A 20,553-nucleotide genomic window follows, 5' to 3' on the forward strand; every position below is an offset into this window, starting at 1 on the left:
CTTCACCTAGAATCAACTCACTATCTTCTAAATCAGATAATAGAATGCCTAACTCCGAAGCCAAATATGCAGCGTTCACCCCCAGAAGAATTCTGCTGGTCAAACTCCGTCATCACGGAGATATGGTGCTGACGACGCCGGTGATAAACAGGCTCCACCAACATTATCCTGATGCTGAAATTGACGTGCTTTTATATAAAGAAACACGACCAATTCTGAGCGAACATCCTGCCCTCTCCGTTATTCATGTCATTGACAGGACATGGAAAAAACAAGGCATTCGCTATCAGCTGAAGCAGGAGTTGCTGTTACTTAAAGCCGTGCGTGCGCGGCATTATGACCTGGTCATCAACCTCGCCGATCAGTGGCGCAGTTCCCTGCTTTCGATGCTCACGGGCGCGAAGGTACGGCTGGGCTTTGACTACAAAAAACGCCGATCTTTGCTCTGGCGCGCGGGTCATACTCATCTGGTGACCACTGAAAACCACAGCAAATTGCATACTGTTGAGCAGAACATGTCGATTCTGTCCGCGCTCGGTCTTTCTGTCGAAGATGCCCAAACGTCTATGCATTATTCAGAAAGCGATAAGGCATTCTGCCAGCAGTTGCTGAAGAAGAATAAGGTCGACGGCGGATATATTGTCATTCAGCCTACCTCACGCTGGATTTTTAAATGCTGGGACGACGAAAAATTTGCCAGTGTCATCGACGGTTTAGGCGATACAGGAATGACTGTCGTCATGACGCCGGCCCCGATAAAAAAGAGCTGGAGATGGTGCGTAAGATTCAGGATCTCACACATAATCCTCAGGTAATTTCTGTCGCTGGTCAGTTATCACTGACGCAACTGGCTGCCATGATTGACGGCGCAAAACTGTTTATTGGGGTAGATTCTGCGCCAATGCACATGGCTGCGGCGTTGAATACGCCTTGCGTCGCGTTATTCGGACCAACGAAAATGCAGCACTGGCGTCCGTGGGGCAACAATAACACCACAATTTGGGCCGGTGATTACGCGCCGCTGCCAACGCCCGATTCCATCGATACGAAAACAAAGCAACGTTATCTGCACGCCATTCCGGTCAGCGATGTGCTGGATGCTGCCAGGAGTTATTTGCATGGCTGATGCTATGAAGACTATCAGGCTGGCGATCGTCAGGCAGAAATACCGCCCGGATGGCGGAGCCGAGCGCTTCATCTCCCGCGCGCTTGAGGCTCTGGACGATCAGAATATCGAGCTCAATATCATTACCCGTCAATGGGAAGGCAAACCCAATCCAAAGTGGAAAATTCACCTGTGTAATCCTGCAAAACAGGGTCGGGTCTCACGGGAGAAAGGCTTCGCGGTAGCAGCGCAGAAATGCTGGCAAGCCGCACAGTTCGATATCGTCCAAAGCCATGAACGTATACCGGGCTGTGATATTTTCCGCGCCGGCGATGGCGCACACCGCGTCTGGCTGGAACAGCGCGCACGGGTTATCTCCCCGGCTCAGCGCTTTCTTACGCGTCTCAGCCCGTATCATCGCTACGTGTTACGTGCCGAAGAAGAGATGTTTCACTCTGCGCAATTGAAAAAAATCATCTGTAACTCGGAGATGGTAAAGCGCGACATCATGCGGTGCTATGGTGTAGATGCTTCCCGCTTCGAGGTTATCTATAACGCCATCGATGCTGAGAAATTTACGCCTGCAACGCAAGAGCAACGCCGCACAGCGCGGGCAGAAATGTCTATCCCGGAACAGGCTGTCACACTGATTTATGTGGGATCAGGTTTTGAGCGTAAAGGGCTAAAACCTGCGATTCAGGCCATAGCGTCCAGTGACCGCTATCTCATCGTCGTCGGCCAGGATAAATCGCAGAAGAAATATGAAACTCTGGCACGCCAGCTTGGGTGTTTTGATCGCATCCGCTTTATGGGCGTGCAAAATAACGTGCTGCCTTATTATCACGCCGCTGACGGCATGATCCTGCCGACGCTGTATGACCCGTTCCCCAATGTGATCCTCGAAGCGATGGCCTGTGGTTTGCCGGTCATCACCAGCCAGACCTGTGGTGGTGCAGAGTTCATCACTGAAGGGCATGAGGGCTATGTTTGCGATGCCCTGGACGTAGCCAGACTCAATGAATATGTGAAGAAAATCCCTTCCCTTGTGGAAAATGCCGCAATGGGCCGCGCCGCCAGAGAACGCATATTGCCTTATTCACCTAAAAACCTTTCACAACAGCTGGTGGCGCTGTATCACTCGCTGCTTATCTGATGACGTTTACGCAGGCATGATGAGTCGATAGCACTTATCTGATACCATGTGCCTATCTAACCGCCGGGATTATTTTCACTCTATGAAATTGACTTTCCCTAACGCAATGCCTCATAAAAAATGAATATTTTTTACAATATAATCATATATTTAATTCAGCCATTAATTTGGATCCGTTTACTTTTACGCAGCCGTAAATCACCGGCCTACCGTAAACGTTGGGCTGAACGTTATGGCTTTTGCAAAGGTAAAGTCGTGCCTGGCGGCATCATGCTGCATTCTGTCTCCGTTGGCGAAACACTGGCGGCAATCCCTTTGGTGCGTGCATTGCGCCATCGCTATCCGTCGTTACCCATTACTGTCACAACGATGACACCGACAGGCTCCGAACGCGTTCAGTCTGCATTTGGCAAAGGCGTACATCACGTTTATCTACCCTATGATCTGGCAGGTTCGGTCAATCGCTTCCTTGATGAAGTGAACCCCAAGCTGGTTATCATCATGGAAACCGAGCTGTGGCCAAACCTCATCAGCGCCCTGCATCGCCGTAAAATCCCTCTGGTCATTGCCAATGCACGTCTTTCCGCCCGCTCCGCCAGGGGTTACCAAAAACTCGGCAAATTCATTCGTACTATTTTGCAACGCATCACTCTTATTGCCGCGCAAAATCAGGAAGATGGCGAGCGTTTCCTGTCTTTAGGCCTGAAGCGCAATCAGCTCGCCGTTACCGGCAGCCTGAAATTTGATATTTCCGTCACCCCGGAGCTGGCGGCTAAAGCCATCGCACTGCGCAGCCAGTGGGCATCGCGCCGTCAGGTGTGGATTGCGACCAGTACGCACGAGGGTGAAGAAACCCTGCTGCTGGAAGCGCATAAAGAGTTACTGAAAAACCATCCCACGTTGCTGCTTATTCTGGTGCCGAGACATCCGGAGCGTTTCCCGGTGGCTTGTGAACTCACCCGTAAAGCCGGTCTGACGTTCACACAGCGCAGCACCGGTGAAGTTCCCTCCTCAGGGACACAGGTCGTTATCGGCGACACCATGGGTGAATTAATGTTGCTGTACGGAATCGCTGATTTGGCCTTCGTCGGCGGCAGTCTGGTAGAACGCGGTGGACATAACCCGCTGGAAGCTGCGGCGCATGCTATCCCGGTGCTGATGGGGCCGCACACCATCAACTTCAAAGATATTTGTGCCAAACTGGCTCAGGACGATGGTCTGATCACCGTCACTGATACCGCATCACTGGTGAAAGAGATTTCCACGCTGCTGACAGACGAAGACTATCGTCTGTACTACGGGCGTCACGCCGTTGAAGTGCTGCACCAGAACCAGGGTGCACTGCAACGACTATTGCATTTACTGGAGCCTTACCTGCCTGTCCGGGGTCATTGATGGCTGACAAAAAACGCTTATCGGTCGTACTGATTGCACGCAACGAAGCCGGTTTATTAGCCGAATGTCTGGAATCAGTCTCCTGGGCGGACGAAATCATCCTGCTGGATTCCGGCAGTGAAGACGGGACGCTGGACGTTGCGCGCGGGTTTGGCGCAAAAGTCTTTGCGAATACGGACTGGCCAGGCTTTGGCAAACAGCGCCAGCTGGCGCAAAGCCATGCTACTGGCGACTACATTTTGATGATCGATGCTGATGAACGGGTATCACCTGAACTTCGCCAGTCGGTTGAAAACGTCCTTCATAATCCGCCGGAAAATACCGTGTATAGCCTTGGCCGCAGTAACTTGTTTCTCGGAAAGTTTATGCGTCACAGCGGCTGGTATCCGGATCGCGTGAACCGCCTTTATCCTGCCAATTTTCGTTATAACGATGATCTCGTTCATGAATCCCTTATGACGAAAGACGCGAATGTCGTTCCATTGCAGGGTGATTTGCTGCACCTGACCTGCCGTGATTTCTTCGCTTTTCAGCGCAAACAGCTTAGCTATGCCGAAGCCTGGGCCATACAACGTCATCAACAGGGGCGTCGTTGCAGTTTCTTCTCGGTGATTTCTCATACGCTGGGCGCGTTTGTGAAAACCTGGATCCTGCGCGCCGGTTTTCTGGACGGCAAACAGGGGCTGATTCTGGCGGGCGTCAATGCACAGTATACTTTCAATAAATATGCTGCCCTGTGGGCACTCAGCCACCAACTGCAAAAGTGAGCCAGTATGAGCACTAAAGCGATTTATCCCGGCACTTTTGATCCGATGACTAACGGGCATCTCGATATCGTCAGCCGTGCGGCATTGATGTTCGATCACGTTATTCTGGCGATTGCCGCCAGCCCGAGCAAAAAACCGATGTTTACGCTGGAAGAACGCGTTGCGCTGGCGACACAGGTCACTTCACATCTGAAGAACGTTGAAGTCATTGGTTTCAGCGACTTAATGGCGAACTTCGCCAAAGCACAAGGGGCGAATGTGCTGGTGCGGGGCTTACGTGCAGTGTCTGATTTTGAATATGAGATGCAGCTGGCGAACATGAACCGGCACTTGCTACCTACGCTGGAAAGCGTGTTTATGATGCCGTCAAAGGAATGGTCATTTATATCTTCTTCGCTGGTGAAAGAGGTCGCCCGTCACGGCGGTGACATCACCCCGTTCCTGCCCCAGGTAGTCACGCAGGCACTGATGGAAAAAATCAGCGCCTGAGTTCATGCCTAACGCTGGCAGCGAGGGCAGAAAAAGGTGGTGCGCTGGGCATGTTTTTTGCTCTCGATCAGCGTGCCACAGACCCGGCAGGGTTCTCCTGCGCGGCCATACACCTGCAATTCCTGTGCAAAATATCCCGGTTTTCCATCCGACTGTAAAAAGTCTTTCAGCGTGGTTCCACCCTGCTCAATCGAGCGTAACAACACAGCTTTGATGGTGCTGACCAGCAACGCGGTTTCATCACGTTTTAGTGAATGCGCGGGCCTGTCAGGGGAAATTCCGGCGACAAACAGGGATTCGCTGGCGTAGATATTCCCGACGCCGACCACCAGTTTGTTATCCATCAGCCATGGCTTAATCGGTGATTTTCTGGTGCGTGATTTTTCAAACAGATAATCCGCCGTGAAATCCTCACTTAACGGCTCAGGGCCAAGGTGGGACAGAACGTTGCTGCCTGCCAGATCGGTAGACCAAAGCCATGCGCCGAAACGACGCGGGTCGGTATAGCGCAGCACATGGCCGGTGTCCATCACCAAATCGACGTGATCGTGTTTGCCCGGCTCGGTCTCTTCCGGCAATACTCGCAGACTGCCCGACATTCCCAGATGAATGATGATCCAGCCCGTGTTGAGCTCTACCAGCAGGTATTTTGCACGGCGCTGAACGCTGAGAACGGGCTGATCGCTTAACGCCAAAATTTCCGCAGAGACCGGCCAGCGCAAACGCGAATTACGCACGACGGCGTGCATAATCGTGTGGCCTTTAAGATAGGGCTCAATCCCTCTGCGGCTGGTTTCAACTTCAGGTAATTCAGGCATATCCTCTCCCGTAACAGAATCGTAATCAGAGTGTGTCGCAGACGTCGGTATCAGGCAAACAAAAGTCATTCCGGGCCGGTATCCCGGATTTCAGGCAATAAAAAACCCGGCCGGAGCCGGGTTTTATTAATCCGCTAAAATTACTTAATTTTAGCTTCTTTGTAGATCACGTGTTGACGGACAACTGGATCGAATTTCTTCAGTTCCAATTTTTCCGGCTTCGTACGCTTGTTCTTCGTAGTGGTATAGAAGTGACCAGTACCAGCAGAAGAAACCAGCTTGATCTTCTCGCGAACACCTTTAGCCATGATTCAGTTCCTTAATACTTCTCACCGCGGGTACGCAGATCGGCCAAGACCGTCTCAATACCCTTCTTATCAATAACACGCATACCTTTAGCAGATACGCGCAGAGTTACAAAGCGCTTCTCAGCCTCAACCCAAAAACGGTGTGAGTGCAGGTTTGGCAGAAAACGGCGTTTGGTCGCGTTCATTGCGTGGGAACGGTTGTTACCGCTCACCGGGCGCTTGCCAGTAACTTGGCAGACTCGGGACATGTCTATATCTCCAAAAATCAAATCAGCTCGAGCTTCGTATAGGGTATGGCCGCCTCGTCAGGCTTTTAGAGCCCATCTCAGCAAACTCCACTGAGAACCGACTCACTGTCGTCGGGTAAAAACCATTTCATCAGGTATGAAACCTGCTGAGATAGGCTCTTAACGCCAAACCCAAGATTCTCAAAGGTGGCGTAGTATACGCTCTGTAGCGTAAGTGCTCAAGTCCCGAACAGCTAAAGATCCCAAAGGATCTTCAAAAAACGACGCTAAATCCAACCGCGTTCGGCAAAAGACACCGTTTCTCCGTGACCTACAACCAAATGGTCGAGAACACGAATTTCCAGCAGTTGGCACGCACGAATAATTTGTTCAGTCACTTTTCTGTCCATCAGGCTGGGTTCAGCCCGACCGGACGGATGATTATGCGCCAGAATTAACGCTGCCGCATTAACCTTCATCGCTCCACGAACAATTTCGCGGGGATACACTTCTACGTGCCCAATAGTACCAGCAAACATCTCCTCATGGCGAATAACCCGATGCTGGTTGTCGAGAAAAAGTACCAGAAAAACCTCCCTTTCACGAAAAACCAGCAAATTCTGCAGATATTCCCTGATAACCTCCGGGCTGAGCATGGCATTTTCAGCGCTAAGGTGTCGCAGATAGGCACGACGGGATAACTCAGAGACCGCAACAAGTTGGGCAAATTTCGCTACCCCCATGCCTTTAATACGCGACATGGCGTCAAAATCGGCCATAAGCAATTTATGTAGCGAACCGAACTCGTCGAGCAGATTCTTTGCCAGCTCCATCACATGCTGTCCTCGCGAACCAATGCGTAAATAAATCGCCAGCAGTTCCTGATCGGTCAATCCCTTCGCCCCCTGCTCTAATAATTTTTCGCGGGGTTTCAACGAATCTTGCCAGCCGCTTTGTGATTTCGTCATCTTGACTCCTTTTCGCGGCGATTGTGCCACAGCGCCAGACCTCCTGCTTTTTGGCACCATCAGCCTGCGAGACATCACGCAGAAATTTTATTCCTCCTGTTCCGCCGCATCGCCAATAGCTGTCATCATTGCGCGTTATGCTAAAATGTCGCTTCTTCAGGCTTTCAATTAATCGGACAATGATGATGACGGGACTTTCCGGCAAACATATTGTGCTCGGTATCAGCGGTGGTATCGCTGCCTATAAAGCACCAGAACTGGTACGTCGCTTACGTGAGCGGGGCGCAGAAGTGCGCGTGGTCATGACGGATGCGGCGAAATCTTTTGTGACGCCGCTGAGCCTGCAGGCCGTTTCCGGCTATCCGGTGTCTGATGACCTGCTTGATCCCGCGGCTGAAGCGGCGATGGGGCATATTGAGTTAGGCAAATGGGCGGACTTAGTGCTGATCGCTCCCGCCACGGCGGATTTACTCGCCCGCATGGCTGCCGGCATGGCCAATGACCTGCTGACCACGGTGTGTCTGGCCACCGCAGCGCCTATTGCGGTGCTACCGGCAATGAACCAGCAAATGTATCGCGCGGCCGTCACACAGGAAAATCTGCAAAGACTTGCCGCCAGAGGCACCTTATTATGGGGCCCGGACAGTGGCAGTCAGGCCTGCGGGGATATCGGCCCGGGACGAATGCTTGATCCACTGGTGATTGTTGATATGGCGAACAGCCATTTCTCCTCGCGTAAAGATTTAGCGCATCTGAACATCATGGTGACCGCCGGTCCGACGCGCGAAGCGCTGGATCCGGTACGCTTCATCAGTAATCACAGTTCAGGCAAGATGGGTTTTGCCATTGCCAAAGCCGCTGCCGACCGCGGTGCGCATGTCACGCTTATCGCCGGGCCAGTAACGCAACTTACGCCTGCCAATGTTCGCCGTATTGATGTGGAAAGCGCGCTGGAAATGCAAAAGGCCGTCCATGATTCTGTGGGCTCGCAGCATATTTTCATCTCCTGCGCCGCGGTTGCGGACTACCGTGCAGAGCTCATTGCCGATGAGAAGATCAAAAAGCAAGGTGATGAAATCACTGTGAAAATGATCAAGAACCCGGACATTGTAGCTGGCGTTGCCGCACTGAAAGAGCAGCGCCCCTACGTCGTTGGGTTTGCCGCCGAAACCCAGAATGTGGAAGAATACGCGCGGCAAAAAAGGATCCGCAAGAATCTGGATCTGATCTGCGCCAACGACGTTTCACTTGCCGGGCAAGGTTTCAATACCGATACCAATGCTCTGCATCTTTTTTGGCAGGACGGGGATAAAATCTTACCGCTCAGCGATAAGTCCCTGCTTGGTCAACGTTTATTAGAAGAGATTGTCAGCCGTTATGATGAAAAAAATCGACATTAAAATTCTCGACCCGCGCATCGGTTCGACTTTCCCTTTACCTGCCTACGCCACGCCAGGGTCCGCAGGTCTGGATTTACGCGCCTGTCTGGATGCTTCTGTTGAACTCAAACCCGGCGAAACCACACTTTTGCCAACCGGTCTGGCTATCCACATTGGTGATGCGAATCTGGCGGCGGTGATCCTGCCACGTTCCGGTCTGGGTCATAAACACGGCGTAGTTCTTGGCAATCTGGTGGGGCTTATCGACTCCGATTATCAGGGTCAGCTGATGGTTTCCGTTTGGAACCGCGGGCAGACAACGTTTGTAATCGAGCCAGGCGAGCGTATTGCTCAAATGGTCTTTGTGCCTGTCGTTCAGGCTGAATTCAATCTGGTGGAAGATTTTGACGCCAGTGAACGCGGTGAAGGTGGTTTTGGCCACTCAGGCCGTCAATAAGAACCTGTTCAGCACCGCAGATTTTGATGCGATATTAAACAGATCCTTATCACTATCAGACCGTAACAACCCAAGGGAACGAAATAAGCCGCAGGATCACAGCGATTCATGCGGCAGTTGTGCGGTTTCTCCATGATTTTAGCCGTTTTTTAGCAAGGGTCTATTCAGACATGGCAGAGAAAGAAACGACAAAAAGGAACCGGCGCGAAGAGATTTTGCAGGCGTTAGCGCAAATGCTTCAGTCCAGCGATGGCAGCCAGCGGATCACTACCGCGAAACTTGCCGCCAGCGTGGGTGTTTCGGAAGCAGCTCTTTATCGTCATTTTCCCAGTAAAACGCGGATGTTCGACAGCTTAATCGAGTTTATCGAAGACAGTCTGATCAGCCGTATCAATCTCATCCTGCAAGATGAAAAGGATACGTTAAACCGGATCCGTCTGATTTTGCTGTTGGTATTGGGGTTTGCAGAACGCAATCCTGGCCTGACACGCATTATGACCGGTCACGCATTGATGTTCGAACAAGACCGCCTGCAGGGTCGTATTAATCAGCTTTTCGAGCGGATTGAAGCGCAACTGCGTCAGGTTTTACGGGAGAAGAAAATGCGCGAAGGCAGCGGATTTACGTACGATGAAACTCTTCTTGCCAGCCAGTTACTGGCTTACTGCGAAGGTATGTTGTCACGGTTTGTGCGTTCAGAGTTCAAGTATCGTCCCACGCAGGACTTTGATACCCGCTGGCCGCTTATCTCAGCGCAGCTGCAATAGCGTTAAGCATCAGATGTTAAAAAAGGGCCTGAAGGCCCTTTTTCATTTCTGCAAAATCTTATATGCCATAGGTTTGCTGATACGCCCGCACAGCGGCCAGATGATCAGCCATTTCCGTTTTCTCTTCCAGATAGTCGATCAGATCTGCCAGCGTGATAATTGAAATCACTTTGCAGTGATAATCACGTTCTACTTCCTGAATAGCAGAGATATCCGCACGTCCGCGCTCCTGGCGATCGAGAGAAATCAATACGCCCGCCAGCGTGGCTTTATTCGCATTGATGATTTCCATAGACTCGCGGATGGCCGTCCCGGCGGTGATGACATCGTCGACCAGCATGACACGCCCCTGTAACGGACTGCCGACCAGCAAGCCACCTTCGCCGTGATCCTTGGCTTCTTTACGGTTAAAGCAATACGGCACATCGCGTTCGTGATGCTCAGCGAGCGCAACCACCGTGGTCGTCGCGATCGGGATACCTTTGTAGGCCGGGCCAAACACTAAATCGAAATCTATTTTTGAATCCATCAATGCTTCAGCATAAAAACGGCCCAGTAACGCCAGATCGCGGCCGGTATTAAACAGACCGGCATTGAAGAAGTAAGGACTGATGCGCCCGGACTTCAGGGTGAACTCGCCGAATTTCAAAACCTGCTTGTTCAGTGCGAACTCAATAAATTGGCGCTGATAGGCTTTCATTGATGGTCTCCTTGATAAGATCGTGTTTCTGACATTGTCAGCCCGCAGGCCATAAAAAAGGCGACTTCTCAGTCGCCTTAAAAAATTATACCGCCAGCGCCGCTTTCTGCGCCTGGAAGATAGTGTCGATTCCCTCTCGCGCGAGGGCCAGTAAATTGAGTAACTCTTCATGACTGAACGGTTCGCCTTCGGCGGTGCCCTGCACTTCAATCATGCGGCCGTCTTCCATCATCACCACGTTCATGTCGGTTTCAGCGGCGGAGTCTTCGACATACTCAAGATCGCACAGCGCTTCACCTTTTACGATGCCCACAGATACCGCAGCCACCATCCCTTTCATCGGATTGGCTTTCAGTTTACCCGCAGCAACCAGTGCATTCAGCGCATCCGCCAGCGCGACACAAGCGCCGGAGATGGACGCGGTGCGCGTGCCGCCGTCGGCCTGCAACACATCGCAGTCGAGAGTGATGGTGAATTCACCCAGTTTTTTCAGATCTACCGCTGCACGAAGCGAACGGGCAATCAGACGCTGAATTTCCAGAGTACGTCCGCCCTGCTTACCTTTGGCGGCTTCACGCGGATTACGGGTGTGGGTAGAACGCGGCAACATGCCGTATTCTGCGGTGATCCAGCCCTGACCCTGGCCTTTTAGAAAACGCGGAACACCTTCTTCCACCGTCGCGGTACACAGCACTTTGGTCTCACCAAACTCCACCAGCACGGAACCTTCAGCGTGTTTAGTGTAATGGCGGGTCAGTGTTACGGGGCGCACTTGTTGTGCAGTTCGGCCTGCTGGACGCATGGATAATACTCCGGGTCGCGAAATCATGTTTGGCTGCGCATTATACCCAAAATCATTCGAGTTGCATCAAGGCGGCTAACGCAGAGGCAGCTTTCAGGATGACGGGGATATGCGGACTTCATGAGGTAATGCCTATCATGACCCGCCCACCGAAGCTATAATCGCTCAATCTTTACATCAACAGGTACGCATACATGATTCGTAGTATGACCGCTTATGCCCGACGCGAAATTAAGGGTGACTGGGGCAGCGCAGCGTGGGAACTCCGCTCTGTAAACCAACGTTATCTTGAAACTTATATCCGTCTTCCGGAGCAATTCCGCAGCCTGGAGCCGGTCGTGCGCGAGCGCATTCGTGCCCGTCTGACCCGTGGTAAAGTCGAATGTAACCTGCGCTTTGATCTCGACCCTGGCGCGCAAAGCTCATTGCAGCTCAATGAAAAACTGGCTAAGCAACTGGTTGAAGCGGCGCAGTGGGTGAAAATGCAGAGCGACGAAGGCGAAATCAATCCGCTGGAAGTTCTGCGCTGGCCGGGTGTGATGCTGGCAGAAGAACAGGATCTGGACGCCATCAGCACCGAGCTGCTGCTGGCACTGGAAACCGCACTGGATGATTTTATCAGCGCCCGCGAAAGCGAGGGTGCCGCACTGAAAGTGATGATCGAGCAACGTCTCGACGGCGTCAGTGCCGAAGTGCTGAAAGTTCGCGCCCATATGCCGAACATTCTGCAATGGCAGCGTGAGCGTCTGGTCAGCAAACTGGAAGACGCACAGGTTCAGCTGGAAAACACCCGTCTGGAACAAGAATTAGTGCTGATGGCACAACGCGTTGATGTCGCCGAAGAGCTGGACCGGCTGGAAGCACACGTCAAAGAAACGCATAAAATCATGAAGAAAGAGGAAGCTGTTGGCCGACGTCTTGATTTCATGATGCAGGAATTCAACCGCGAGTCGAACACGCTGGCATCTAAATCAATCAATGCCGATGTCACTACATCAGCAATCGAGCTGAAAGTGCTGATCGAACAAATGCGCGAGCAGATTCAGAATATCGAGTAAATCCTCAGCGCCTCCATAATAAAAAACGCCTCTGGTCATCACAACCCGAGGCGTTTTTTTTATACTTTAACGGAGAGAAAAATTAATTTTCCCAGCGCTTGAGCAATACACAGGCATTCACGCCGCCGAAACCGAAACCGTTCGACAAAGCATAGGTAATACCGTGCTTTTGGGCAGTATTACCGATGATGTTCAGGCCGGCAGCGGCTTCATCTTTGTTTTCCAGATTCAGCGTGGGTGGAACAATTTGATCACGGATGGCCAGAATGGTGAAGATGGTTTCCAGACCACCAGCCGCACCCAGCAGATGGCCGGTCGCGGATTTGGTAGAGGTCACTGCCAGTTTGCCATCGGTACCGAACAGGGTTTTGATCGCATTGATTTCGCCGAGATCGCCTACCGGGGTAGAGGTCGCGTGTGCATTCAAATGCTGTACGTCTGAAGGCTGAATACCGGCCTGCCGCAATGCGATTTTCATCGCACGACCTGCGCCATTACCGTCTTCCGCACCAGATGTCATGTGATAAGCATCGCCGCTTGTCCCGTAACCCACGATCTCAGCAAGAATGGTGGCACCACGCGCTTTCGCATGTTCCAGCTCTTCGATGACCAGCATACCGGCGCCTTCGCCCATGATGAAACCATCACGGCCGCTGTCGAATGGACGGGATGCTTTCTCCGGATGATCGGTGTGACCTGCGGACATTGCTTTAGCTGCCGCGAAACCACCAAGGCTGACAGTATCGATCGCCGCTTCGGCGCCGCCACACAGAGCAACGTCGGCCTCATCGTTACGAATCAAACGCACGGCATCGCCGATAGCCTGAACACCTGCCGCACAAGCGGTAACCGGTGCGCCAATTGGACCTTTGAACTGATGCTTAATAGAGACCTGACCGGCAGCCAGATTCACCAGGAATGAAGGAATGGTGAAAGGCGATAAGCGTTTGGCACCACGGCTGTCATTCGTACGCACCGCATGTGCAATGGCTGGGAAACCACCGATACCGGAACCGATTACGGTCGCCGTACGTTCCTGCTGCTCAGCAGTTTCCGCTTTCCAGCCCGCATTGGTAATGGCCATCTCTGCTGCTGCCATCGCGAACAGAATGAAACGGTCCATTTTTTTCTGGTCTTTCAGCACCACGAACTGATCTGGATCGAAACCAGACTCGGGATCTTGTTCTTTGGTTTGCACCTGACCACCAATTTTGACGCTCAGCGATTCTACAATCTCTTTCGGCAAAACACGGATACCAGACTGACCGGCCAGCAGGCGCTTCCAGATAGTTTCGATATCACAGCCCAGAGGACTCACAGCCCCCATGCCGGTAATAACCACTCGACGATGAGACATAAAATGTTCCTCTCTGTCCGTTAATGCATACGTTTTTGCTGGGACTTTAAGAAGTCCGGCAGAAACAGGTTTCTGTAAAGGCTGACAGTATGTGACGAATTACGATTTTGTAAACCCGTAACCCGACAATTTTGTTGCCATTATTTCGCCAGGCTTCGTAGAACCAGACTGGTGATTGCGGTTACACGCTCTTCAAGTTGCTCAGGCGTTTTTTGCTCCAGCAACAGCGGATGTGAGAATGGCGTCGTCACGGTAGTGATCGCCATACACACCTCGTCAAGCGGGGTTTTACGCTCAAACTCACCAGATTCACGGCCGTCAGTGACGACTTTCTCGATAATGCTGTAAATCATAGCCCGATGATTTAGCGTCGATTTCCACTGCTGAGCCGAGGCTGTCGCCGCGAGGTCGTGCAGCTTTCTGTCCTGAAAGAAGAGATCAAGACTACGCGTAAGCAGCGTTTTAAAAATGGATCGCAGGCGCAGAGTGGCACTTTGATCACTTTCTGCGATCAGCAACAAGGCCTGATCTATTTGTCCGACGCGCTGAGAACAAATCGCTTCGCCAATCGACTGTTTTGATTCAAAAAACTTATAAATATAAGCACTCGAGACACCGATGGACTTTGCCAGATCGGCCACGGAGGTTTTGGCATACCCATAAAGTCGGAAATGTTCGAATGCTGCATTAATGATTTGCTCACGCCGTTCATGTTCGGGAGGTCCACGCTGAGTTAACGCAACCGGAATAACGGGTTTCATAAACTCCTCCGGATAGGTAAATCAATTAATCGGTGTGCGAGTTAGTAACGATTATACATAATCGTAACCAATAAGCAGTAGATTTTGACCGGGGCCGGGGATCGGACATTTCCTTTGAACACCGATCAAGGACAGTAAACAGCCAAGTATTTACGATTTTTCTAATCTAAAATACGTCATTACTATCTCAATTCCTTTTGCAATGCATGATTGAGCGTCATTTCACATTAGTTTTATTAATTTTAAATCCGATGCAAAAGAAAAAATCAGTCGAGTGGAATTGAAAACCTCATTACTCTACGCGGCTACTGTTTTCTCATTTTTCCTGACACGTCCGGCGCACACACATGTTACTCACTGTTCTTTATATTATTGGGATCACCGCAGAAGCCATGACCGGTGCTCTGGCTGCCGGACGGCGCAAGATGGACTCCTTTGGCGTCATCATTATCGCCTCGGCCACGGCGATTGGCGGGGGTTCTGTGCGGGATATGTTGCTGGGTCACTACCCGCTCGGATGGGTCAAACACCCGGAATACATTGTCATTGTTGCCGTTGCTGCGATTATGACCACATGGCTTGCCCCGCTGATGCAACATCTGCGCAGGCTCTTTTTGGTGCTTGATGCACTGGGTCTGGTCGTGTTCTCAATTATCGGGACACAGGTCGCGCTCGATATGGGCCACGGCGCCATTATCGCTTCCGTCAGTGCCGTGATCACCGGCGTATTCGGTGGCGTACTGCGGGATATGATGTGCAATCAGATCCCGCTGGTATTCCAGAAGGAAATCTACGCAGGCATTTCCTTCGCCTCGGCCTGGGTATACATCGGCCTGCAATATTTCTCCCTGCCACATAATCTGGTGATCATTATTACCCTGCTGGTTGGCTTTATTGCCCGCCTGATCGCCCTGCGGTTCCGCCTTGGGTTACCGGTCTTTAATTACCCGCATTCAGATCACTAAATATTTATCCGTTTACCCGTCACTGAAAGGCGGGTAATTGCGCCTGTTTTAACGCATCGATCATAGCGGCAACCTCTTGATGATGGATAAAATCCAATACCTGAGAGGTGCGTTTTTTACCCATACCTGCCGTCATCTCCCAGTCTTGCGGTGTCAGCTGTTGGATCTGACGCCACGTTTGCTGTTGCTGCGCAAATGTCAGGGCAAACGACGGGAAACCTAATGCAGACAACCAGCGTCGAAAGCTTTTCTGCCGAGCCAACTGAATTTGCGCCATTAGTTTCTGCGCTTGTTTAATACCTATCCCCGGAACTGCCGACATTTCTTTTTCATCCAACGTGAGCCAGTCCGTTAAAGAGTTGAGCGGAATGCCATCCACCAGCTTTTGCCATGTCGCTCCACCAAAGCCCGCCATATCAAGTCCTTCAGCGCCGCTCAGCCAGATTAACCGTGAGAGAAACTGCGCTCTGCAGCCTGTTTCCGGGGTAAAACAAGAAAGTGGACCGTATGACTGAGGGTCTGGTAATTCCATTTGTGGCCGCTCGCTTACCCGCCATACCACTTCATCCAGCCTGGGGATCCCCTGACCGGCCAGCGTAATGGCCACCTGATCTCCAACAAGCACATCCCATTGTTTAAAACGGGAAACGGAACCGACATTCACTTTGCTCACCCATTTATCATCAAGCTTTAGCGCTTTCAGATTAAGAATGACCGTTACCTTGCCGCTGCGCCCCGTCGTCGTGGAAATTCCTGAAACTTCCGTGAGTTGCCGCACGGGTGGATATTTCCATGCCACAGCCCAGGTAGCAGGTTTGTTCTGCCAGTATTTCCCTGCGGGCTCTTCCTCCTGACGGATAACCACCCCGTCAGTTGCAAAAGGCATTGGCCGTACAAACCAGGCATCACGCCATTTCGCGACGTCATCCACCGTGCTCACCGGAAGAGTAAATTCTGAAACAACAGGGAACCCGAGCTGACTCAGTCGCTGAAGATGATCGGACATCACGACGGGGCCGTCTGGCCATGACCAGATGAACACGCCCATTTGATTCAGCAGTTCAGTGGCGGAAGTACGCATCATTGCGCCAGCCACTTTGGATCTCGCATTGACGCCACCCTCAGCACTTTGCTGATGACCGGTCATCTTCAGATACAACTCACCTTGTAATACCAGTTCGGGGCCGATGTCTGCGATCTTAAGAGGTATTGAAGGTATAAAAGCCGCTTTGGTCGTCCAGTTTTGGCCTTTCTGACCATCACCACGGCTGAGTAACGCGGCAAGTTTTCCATGCCGATATACCAGTGAGACGGCAACGCCGTCGATTTTAGGTTGGACCCAAAGATTTTTGCGCCCGCGCATCCAGTTCGCAACGTCTTGTTTGTCACGCAACTTACTCAGTCCGGTATGGGCAACAGGATGAGCATAAACCGCATCATCACCGCCCGGCACAGCTATGACCGGGACGGGTTGACCGGCACACTGCAGCCACAATTGTTGTTTCTGGCGCAAATTATCGTAAACCGCATCCTCAATCGGGCTGCTGCCGGACTGATGATAATCCTTATCCCACTGCGCCAACTGTGTTGTGAGCTGGCGGGTTTCCTGAGTCAGGCGCGCTGATGACCATACGGGACATGTCTCTGGCGAGACGTCACTGGCGACAGAATAAAATGATAGAAACATCAGACTGATAATCAAATGGCGCATAGGCACCTCCTTGTGGATGCAAGTAGACGTCGGTGACATCTTTCCTGCCAGTACCACTTTTCATGATTGCGCGATGCCTTCCCGGTTATTTCATTTGTTGCAGCAACGGCAAGAAATTTTGGAATACGGCGCGGAAATCTTTAAAGAAGGGCTATTTTCTGTCGCGAAGTTGCGATGAAATACGACTGGACGCTGCACCGGATGCGGCGAGCGTGTATACTGTGCGAGAGATCACTCTTCGCATACTTCCTATCAACCCATTCAGTTGAAACGTCATCATCATGGTTCAAGGCACGCTGTATATCATCTCCGCTCCCAGTGGAGCAGGTAAATCAAGTCTGATTCAGGCTTTACTTAAAACGCAACCGCTCTACGACACGCAGGTTTCTATTTCACACACGACCCGTTCAGAACGTCCGGGCGAGAAACATGGCGAGCACTATTTCTTTGTCTCAAAAGATGAATTTATTGAGATGATCGAAAAAGATGATTTCTTAGAGCATGCCGAAGTGTTCGGTAATTACTACGGAACTTCACGTGTCACCATTGAGCAGGTTTTAGCATCTGGCGTGGATGTTTTTCTGGATATTGACTGGCAGGGTGCGCAGCAAATCCGCACAAAAATGCCGCAGGCGCGCAGTATTTTCGTGCTGCCGCCATCGAAAGATGAACTGGATCGTCGCCTGCGTGGCCGTGGTCAGGACAGCGAAGAAGTGATCGCAAAACGTATGGCACAAGCTGTGGCAGAAATGACGCACTATGCCGAATACGATTATTTAATCGTGAATGACGATTTTGATCTGGCTCTGTCGGATTTAAAAACCATTATTCGCGCCGAACGTCTTCGTCTGAGCCGTCAAAAACTCCGTCATGACGGATTAATCACCAAACTATTGGCAGACTGAAGTCACTTTCAGTATTATGCCCAGTCTTTCGTCACCCTGTGGAGTAGCACATATATGGCACGCGTAACTGTTCAAGACGCTGTAGAAAAAATTGGTAACCGTTTTGACCTGGTGTTGGTGGCTGCTCGTCGCGCACGCCAGCTGCAATCTGGTGGTAAAGATCCACTGGTCGCTGAAGAAAACGACAAGGTCACCGTTATCGCTCTGCGCGAAATCGAAGAAGGCCTGATCACGAACAAAATCCTTGATGTTCGCGATCGTCAGGAACAGCAAGAGCAGGAAGCCGCAGAGATTCAGGCAGTTACTGCCATCGCTGAAGGTCGTCGTTAATTAACGAAACGGATCTCACTTGTATATCTTTGAAAGCCTGAATCAACTGATTCAAAAATACCTGCCGGAGGAGCAAATTAAGCGCCTCGTGCAGGCTTACCTTGTTGCGCGGGACGCGCATGAGGGGCAGACACGTTCCAGCGGTGAGCCTTATATTACTCACCCGGTCGCCGTGGCATGTATTTTGGCTGAAATGAGGCTCGATCATGAGACTCTGATGGCGGCGTTATTACACGACGTTATCGAAGACACGCCTGCAACCTACCAGGATATGGAACAACTGTTTGGCAAAAGCGTTGCTGAACTGGTTGAAGGCGTTTCAAAGTTAGACAAGCTGAAATTCCGCGATAAGAAAGAAGCACAGGCGGAAAACTTTCGCAAAATGGTCATGGCGATGGTGCAAGACATCCGCGTCATTTTGATCAAACTCGCTGACCGTACCCACAATATGCGCACACTGGGCTCTTTACGCCCGGATAAACGTCGCCGCATTGCCCGCGAAACGCTGGAAATTTACAGCCCGCTGGCTCACCGTTTGGGTATTCATCATCTGAAAACCGAGCTCGAAGAGCTTGGCTTCGAAGCCCTTTATCCGAACCGTTATCGCGTCATTAAAGAAGTGGTGAAAGCCGCGCGTGGTAACCGTAAAGAGATGATTCAGAAGATCCTCTCCGAGATAGAAGGCCGTTTAACAGAAGCTGGTATTCAGTGCCGCGTCAGCGGTCGCGAAAAGCACCTGTACTCTATCTATTGCAAAATGCACCTGAAAGAACAGCGTTTCCATTCGATTATGGATATCTACGCGTTCCGGGTGATCGTAAAAGAACTCGATACCTGTTATCGCGTATTAGGACAGGCGCACAGCCTGTACAAACCGCGTCCAGGTCGGGTAAAAGATTACATCGCGATCCCCAAGGCCAACGGCTATCAATCTCTCCACACTTCTCTGATCGGGCCTCACGGCATACCGGTTGAAGTGCAGATCCGTACTGAAGATATGGATCAGATGGCAGAGATGGGGGTTGCCGCTCACTGGGCTTATAAAGAGAACAGTGAAACCAGCACGACGGCGCAGATTCGCGCCCAGCGTTGGTTACAGAGTTTGCTCGAACTGCAACAAAGTGCGGGTAACTCATTTGAATTTATCGAGAGCGTGAAATCAGATCTGTTCCCGGATGAGATCTACGTCTTTACGCCGGAAGGCCGAATCGTCGAACTGCCTGCCGGTGCGACGCCGGTCGACTTCGCTTACGCTGTGCATACCGATATTGGTCATGCCTGCGTAGGTGCGCGCGTTGACCGCCAGCCGTATCCGCTTTCGCAGCCGCTGACCAGCGGCCAGACTATCGAAATCATTACCGCTCCAGGTGCACGCCCGAATGCCGCATGGCTGAACTTTGTGGTGAGTTCGCGCGCACGCGCCAAAATTCGCCAGATGCTCAAGAACCTCAAGCGTGATGACTCGGTTTCTCTGGGCCGTCGCCTGCTCAATCATGCGCTGGGAGCCGGTAAGAAACTGTCAGACATTCCACCAGAGAACATCAAAAATGAGCTGGACCGTATGAAGCTCACGGCGATGGATGATTTACTGGCTGAAATTGGCCTCGGTAACGCGATGAGCGTTGTTGTGGCTAAAAATCTGATGGGCGACCAGTCTTCCATGGCGACCTCTGGCACACGCAATCTGCCGATTAAAGGCGCGGATGGCGTACTGATTACCTTCGCCAAATGCTGTCGTCCAATTCCAGGTGACCCGATCATTGCCCACATCAGTCCAGGCAAAGGTCTGGTGATCCACCATGAATCCTGCCGTAATATCCGCGGCTATCAGAAAGAACCTGAGAAATTCATGGCCGTTGACTGGGATGACCATCAGGAAACCGATCAGGAATTTATCGCTGAAATTAAAGTCGATATGTTCAATCATCAGGGTGCTCTGGCCAACCTGACAGCAGCAATCAATGCCGCGCAGTCGAATATCCAGAGCCTGAGCACGGAAGAAAAAGACGGCCGCGTCTACAGCGCCTTTATCCGCCTGACGACCCGCGATCGTGTTCATCTGGCAAATATTATGCGTAAAATTCGTATCATGCCGGACGTTATCAAAGTAACCCGCAACCGAAACTGATTG

21 protein-coding genes and 1 pseudogene are annotated in these 20,553 nt (G+C 51.5%); 13 read left to right on the forward strand and 9 right to left on the reverse strand.

The genetic code is table 11. The features are described 5' to 3' along the window. Positions 1-44 precede the first annotated feature (44 nt). The 5 genes and pseudogenes from rfaQ (at position 45) to coaD (ending at position 4,909) form a co-directional block, all read left to right on the forward strand. Positions 45-1,126: pseudogene (gene rfaQ, locus TU92_RS05685) on the forward strand (putative lipopolysaccharide heptosyltransferase III). Between the two features lie 4 nt (positions 1,127-1,130). Further along, positions 1,131-2,258, forward strand: coding sequence for a glycosyltransferase family 4 protein (locus TU92_RS05690; protein ID WP_112165236.1), 1,128 nt, complete (start codon positions 1,131-1,133; stop codon positions 2,256-2,258). Between the two features lie 120 nt (positions 2,259-2,378). Then, positions 2,379-3,653: a lipid IV(A) 3-deoxy-D-manno-octulosonic acid transferase gene (gene waaA, locus TU92_RS05695; protein WP_112165157.1), complete on the forward strand. Its 1,275-nt coding sequence runs from the start codon at positions 2,379-2,381 to the stop codon at positions 3,651-3,653. Then, positions 3,653-4,420: a glycosyltransferase family 2 protein gene (locus TU92_RS05700; protein WP_112165159.1), complete on the forward strand. Its 768-nt coding sequence runs from the start codon at positions 3,653-3,655 to the stop codon at positions 4,418-4,420. Before waaA ends, TU92_RS05700 begins: the two co-directional genes overlap by 1 nt. Before the next feature lie 6 nt (positions 4,421-4,426). Next, positions 4,427-4,909 carry a pantetheine-phosphate adenylyltransferase gene (coaD, locus tag TU92_RS05705; protein ID WP_112165161.1) on the forward strand — a complete coding sequence of 161 codons (483 nt, stop codon included), beginning with the start codon at positions 4,427-4,429 and terminating at the stop codon, positions 4,907-4,909. An 8-nt stretch (positions 4,910-4,917) separates the two neighbouring features. Here coaD and mutM read toward each other — a convergent pair whose 3' ends face one another. From mutM to radC, 4 genes are all read right to left on the reverse strand, one after another. Next, positions 4,918-5,727: a bifunctional DNA-formamidopyrimidine glycosylase/DNA-(apurinic or apyrimidinic site) lyase gene (mutM, locus tag TU92_RS05710; RefSeq protein WP_112165163.1), complete on the reverse strand. Its 810-nt coding sequence runs from the start codon at positions 5,725-5,727 to the stop codon at positions 4,918-4,920. A gap of 140 nt (positions 5,728-5,867) precedes the next feature. Further along, positions 5,868-6,035: a 50S ribosomal protein L33 gene (gene rpmG, locus TU92_RS05715; protein ID WP_004392084.1), complete on the reverse strand. Its 168-nt coding sequence runs from the start codon at positions 6,033-6,035 to the stop codon at positions 5,868-5,870. Positions 6,036-6,046: 11 nt separating this feature from the next. Then, positions 6,047-6,283 (reverse strand): 50S ribosomal protein L28, encoded by a 237-nt coding sequence (gene rpmB, locus TU92_RS05720; RefSeq protein WP_004953342.1) that lies wholly within the window; start codon positions 6,281-6,283, stop codon positions 6,047-6,049. A 266-nt stretch (positions 6,284-6,549) separates the two neighbouring features. After that, positions 6,550-7,230, reverse strand: coding sequence for a RadC family protein (radC, locus tag TU92_RS05725; RefSeq protein WP_112165165.1), 681 nt, complete (start codon positions 7,228-7,230; stop codon positions 6,550-6,552). A 182-nt stretch (positions 7,231-7,412) separates the two neighbouring features. On the opposite strand from radC, the gene coaBC reads away from it, so the two are divergent. The 3 genes from coaBC (at position 7,413) to slmA (ending at position 9,833) form a co-directional block, all read left to right on the forward strand. Then, positions 7,413-8,630: a bifunctional phosphopantothenoylcysteine decarboxylase/phosphopantothenate--cysteine ligase CoaBC gene (coaBC, locus tag TU92_RS05730; RefSeq protein ID WP_112165238.1), complete on the forward strand. Its 1,218-nt coding sequence runs from the start codon at positions 7,413-7,415 to the stop codon at positions 8,628-8,630. Then, the gene (gene dut, locus TU92_RS05735; protein WP_013577627.1) at positions 8,608-9,066 is read left to right on the forward strand and encodes a dUTP diphosphatase; all 459 of its coding nucleotides are present in this window, start codon (positions 8,608-8,610) and stop codon (positions 9,064-9,066) included. Before coaBC ends, dut begins: the two co-directional genes overlap by 23 nt. 170 nt (positions 9,067-9,236) lie before the next feature. Next, positions 9,237-9,833 carry a nucleoid occlusion factor SlmA gene (gene slmA, locus TU92_RS05740; RefSeq protein ID WP_056774442.1) on the forward strand — a complete coding sequence of 199 codons (597 nt, stop codon included), beginning with the start codon at positions 9,237-9,239 and terminating at the stop codon, positions 9,831-9,833. Between the two features lie 58 nt (positions 9,834-9,891). Here the strand turns inward: slmA and pyrE are convergent, their stop codons facing one another. Both pyrE and rph read right to left on the reverse strand, forming a co-directional pair. Next, on the reverse strand, positions 9,892-10,533 hold the full coding sequence (pyrE, locus tag TU92_RS05745; RefSeq protein ID WP_112165167.1) for an orotate phosphoribosyltransferase: 642 nt from the start codon (positions 10,531-10,533) through the stop codon (positions 9,892-9,894). Between the two features lie 85 nt (positions 10,534-10,618). Then, a complete protein-coding gene (gene rph / locus TU92_RS05750) occupies positions 10,619-11,335 on the reverse strand; it encodes a ribonuclease PH (RefSeq protein WP_112165169.1) in 717 nt (238 codons plus the stop codon). A 194-nt stretch (positions 11,336-11,529) separates the two neighbouring features. On the opposite strand from rph, the gene TU92_RS05755 reads away from it, so the two are divergent. Next, a complete protein-coding gene (locus TU92_RS05755; protein WP_112165171.1) occupies positions 11,530-12,393 on the forward strand; it encodes a YicC/YloC family endoribonuclease in 864 nt (287 codons plus the stop codon). Positions 12,394-12,475: 82 nt separating this feature from the next. Here TU92_RS05755 and fabF read toward each other — a convergent pair whose 3' ends face one another. Beyond that, the gene (gene fabF, locus TU92_RS05760; protein WP_112165174.1) at positions 12,476-13,750 is read right to left on the reverse strand and encodes a beta-ketoacyl-ACP synthase II; all 1,275 of its coding nucleotides are present in this window, start codon (positions 13,748-13,750) and stop codon (positions 12,476-12,478) included. A 140-nt stretch (positions 13,751-13,890) separates the two neighbouring features. Next, positions 13,891-14,511, reverse strand: a complete 621-nt coding sequence (locus tag TU92_RS05765; RefSeq protein ID WP_112165176.1) for a TetR/AcrR family transcriptional regulator — start codon at positions 14,509-14,511, stop codon at positions 13,891-13,893. Positions 14,512-14,858: 347 nt separating this feature from the next. On the opposite strand from TU92_RS05765, the gene TU92_RS05770 reads away from it, so the two are divergent. Then, positions 14,859-15,476: a trimeric intracellular cation channel family protein gene (locus tag TU92_RS05770; RefSeq protein WP_112165178.1), complete on the forward strand. Its 618-nt coding sequence runs from the start codon at positions 14,859-14,861 to the stop codon at positions 15,474-15,476. 19 nt (positions 15,477-15,495) lie between these two features. Here TU92_RS05770 and ligB read toward each other — a convergent pair whose 3' ends face one another. Then, positions 15,496-17,163, reverse strand: coding sequence for an NAD-dependent DNA ligase LigB (gene ligB, locus TU92_RS05775; protein ID WP_425272548.1), 1,668 nt, complete (start codon positions 17,161-17,163; stop codon positions 15,496-15,498). Positions 17,164-17,468: 305 nt separating this feature from the next. Between ligB and gmk the strand changes: the two genes are divergently transcribed. Genes gmk through spoT form a run of 3 tightly spaced genes read left to right on the forward strand, consistent with a single transcriptional unit; the run spans position 17,469 to position 20,550 of the window. After that, entirely contained in the window at positions 17,469-18,092 is a 624-nt protein-coding gene (gene gmk, locus TU92_RS05780) for a guanylate kinase (RefSeq protein ID WP_112165182.1), read from the forward strand. Between the two features lie 54 nt (positions 18,093-18,146). Beyond that, the gene (gene rpoZ / locus TU92_RS05785; RefSeq protein ID WP_056777549.1) at positions 18,147-18,422 is read left to right on the forward strand and encodes a DNA-directed RNA polymerase subunit omega; all 276 of its coding nucleotides are present in this window, start codon (positions 18,147-18,149) and stop codon (positions 18,420-18,422) included. Positions 18,423-18,441: 19 nt separating this feature from the next. Next, complete coding sequence (gene spoT, locus TU92_RS05790; protein WP_112165184.1) at positions 18,442-20,550, forward strand: bifunctional GTP diphosphokinase/guanosine-3',5'-bis pyrophosphate 3'-pyrophosphohydrolase; 2,109 nt, start codon at positions 18,442-18,444, stop codon at positions 20,548-20,550. Positions 20,551-20,553 lie beyond the last annotated feature (3 nt).

The organism is Rahnella inusitata (assembly GCF_003263515.1).
Classification (GTDB): Bacteria; Pseudomonadota; Gammaproteobacteria; order Enterobacterales; family Enterobacteriaceae; genus Rahnella; species Rahnella inusitata.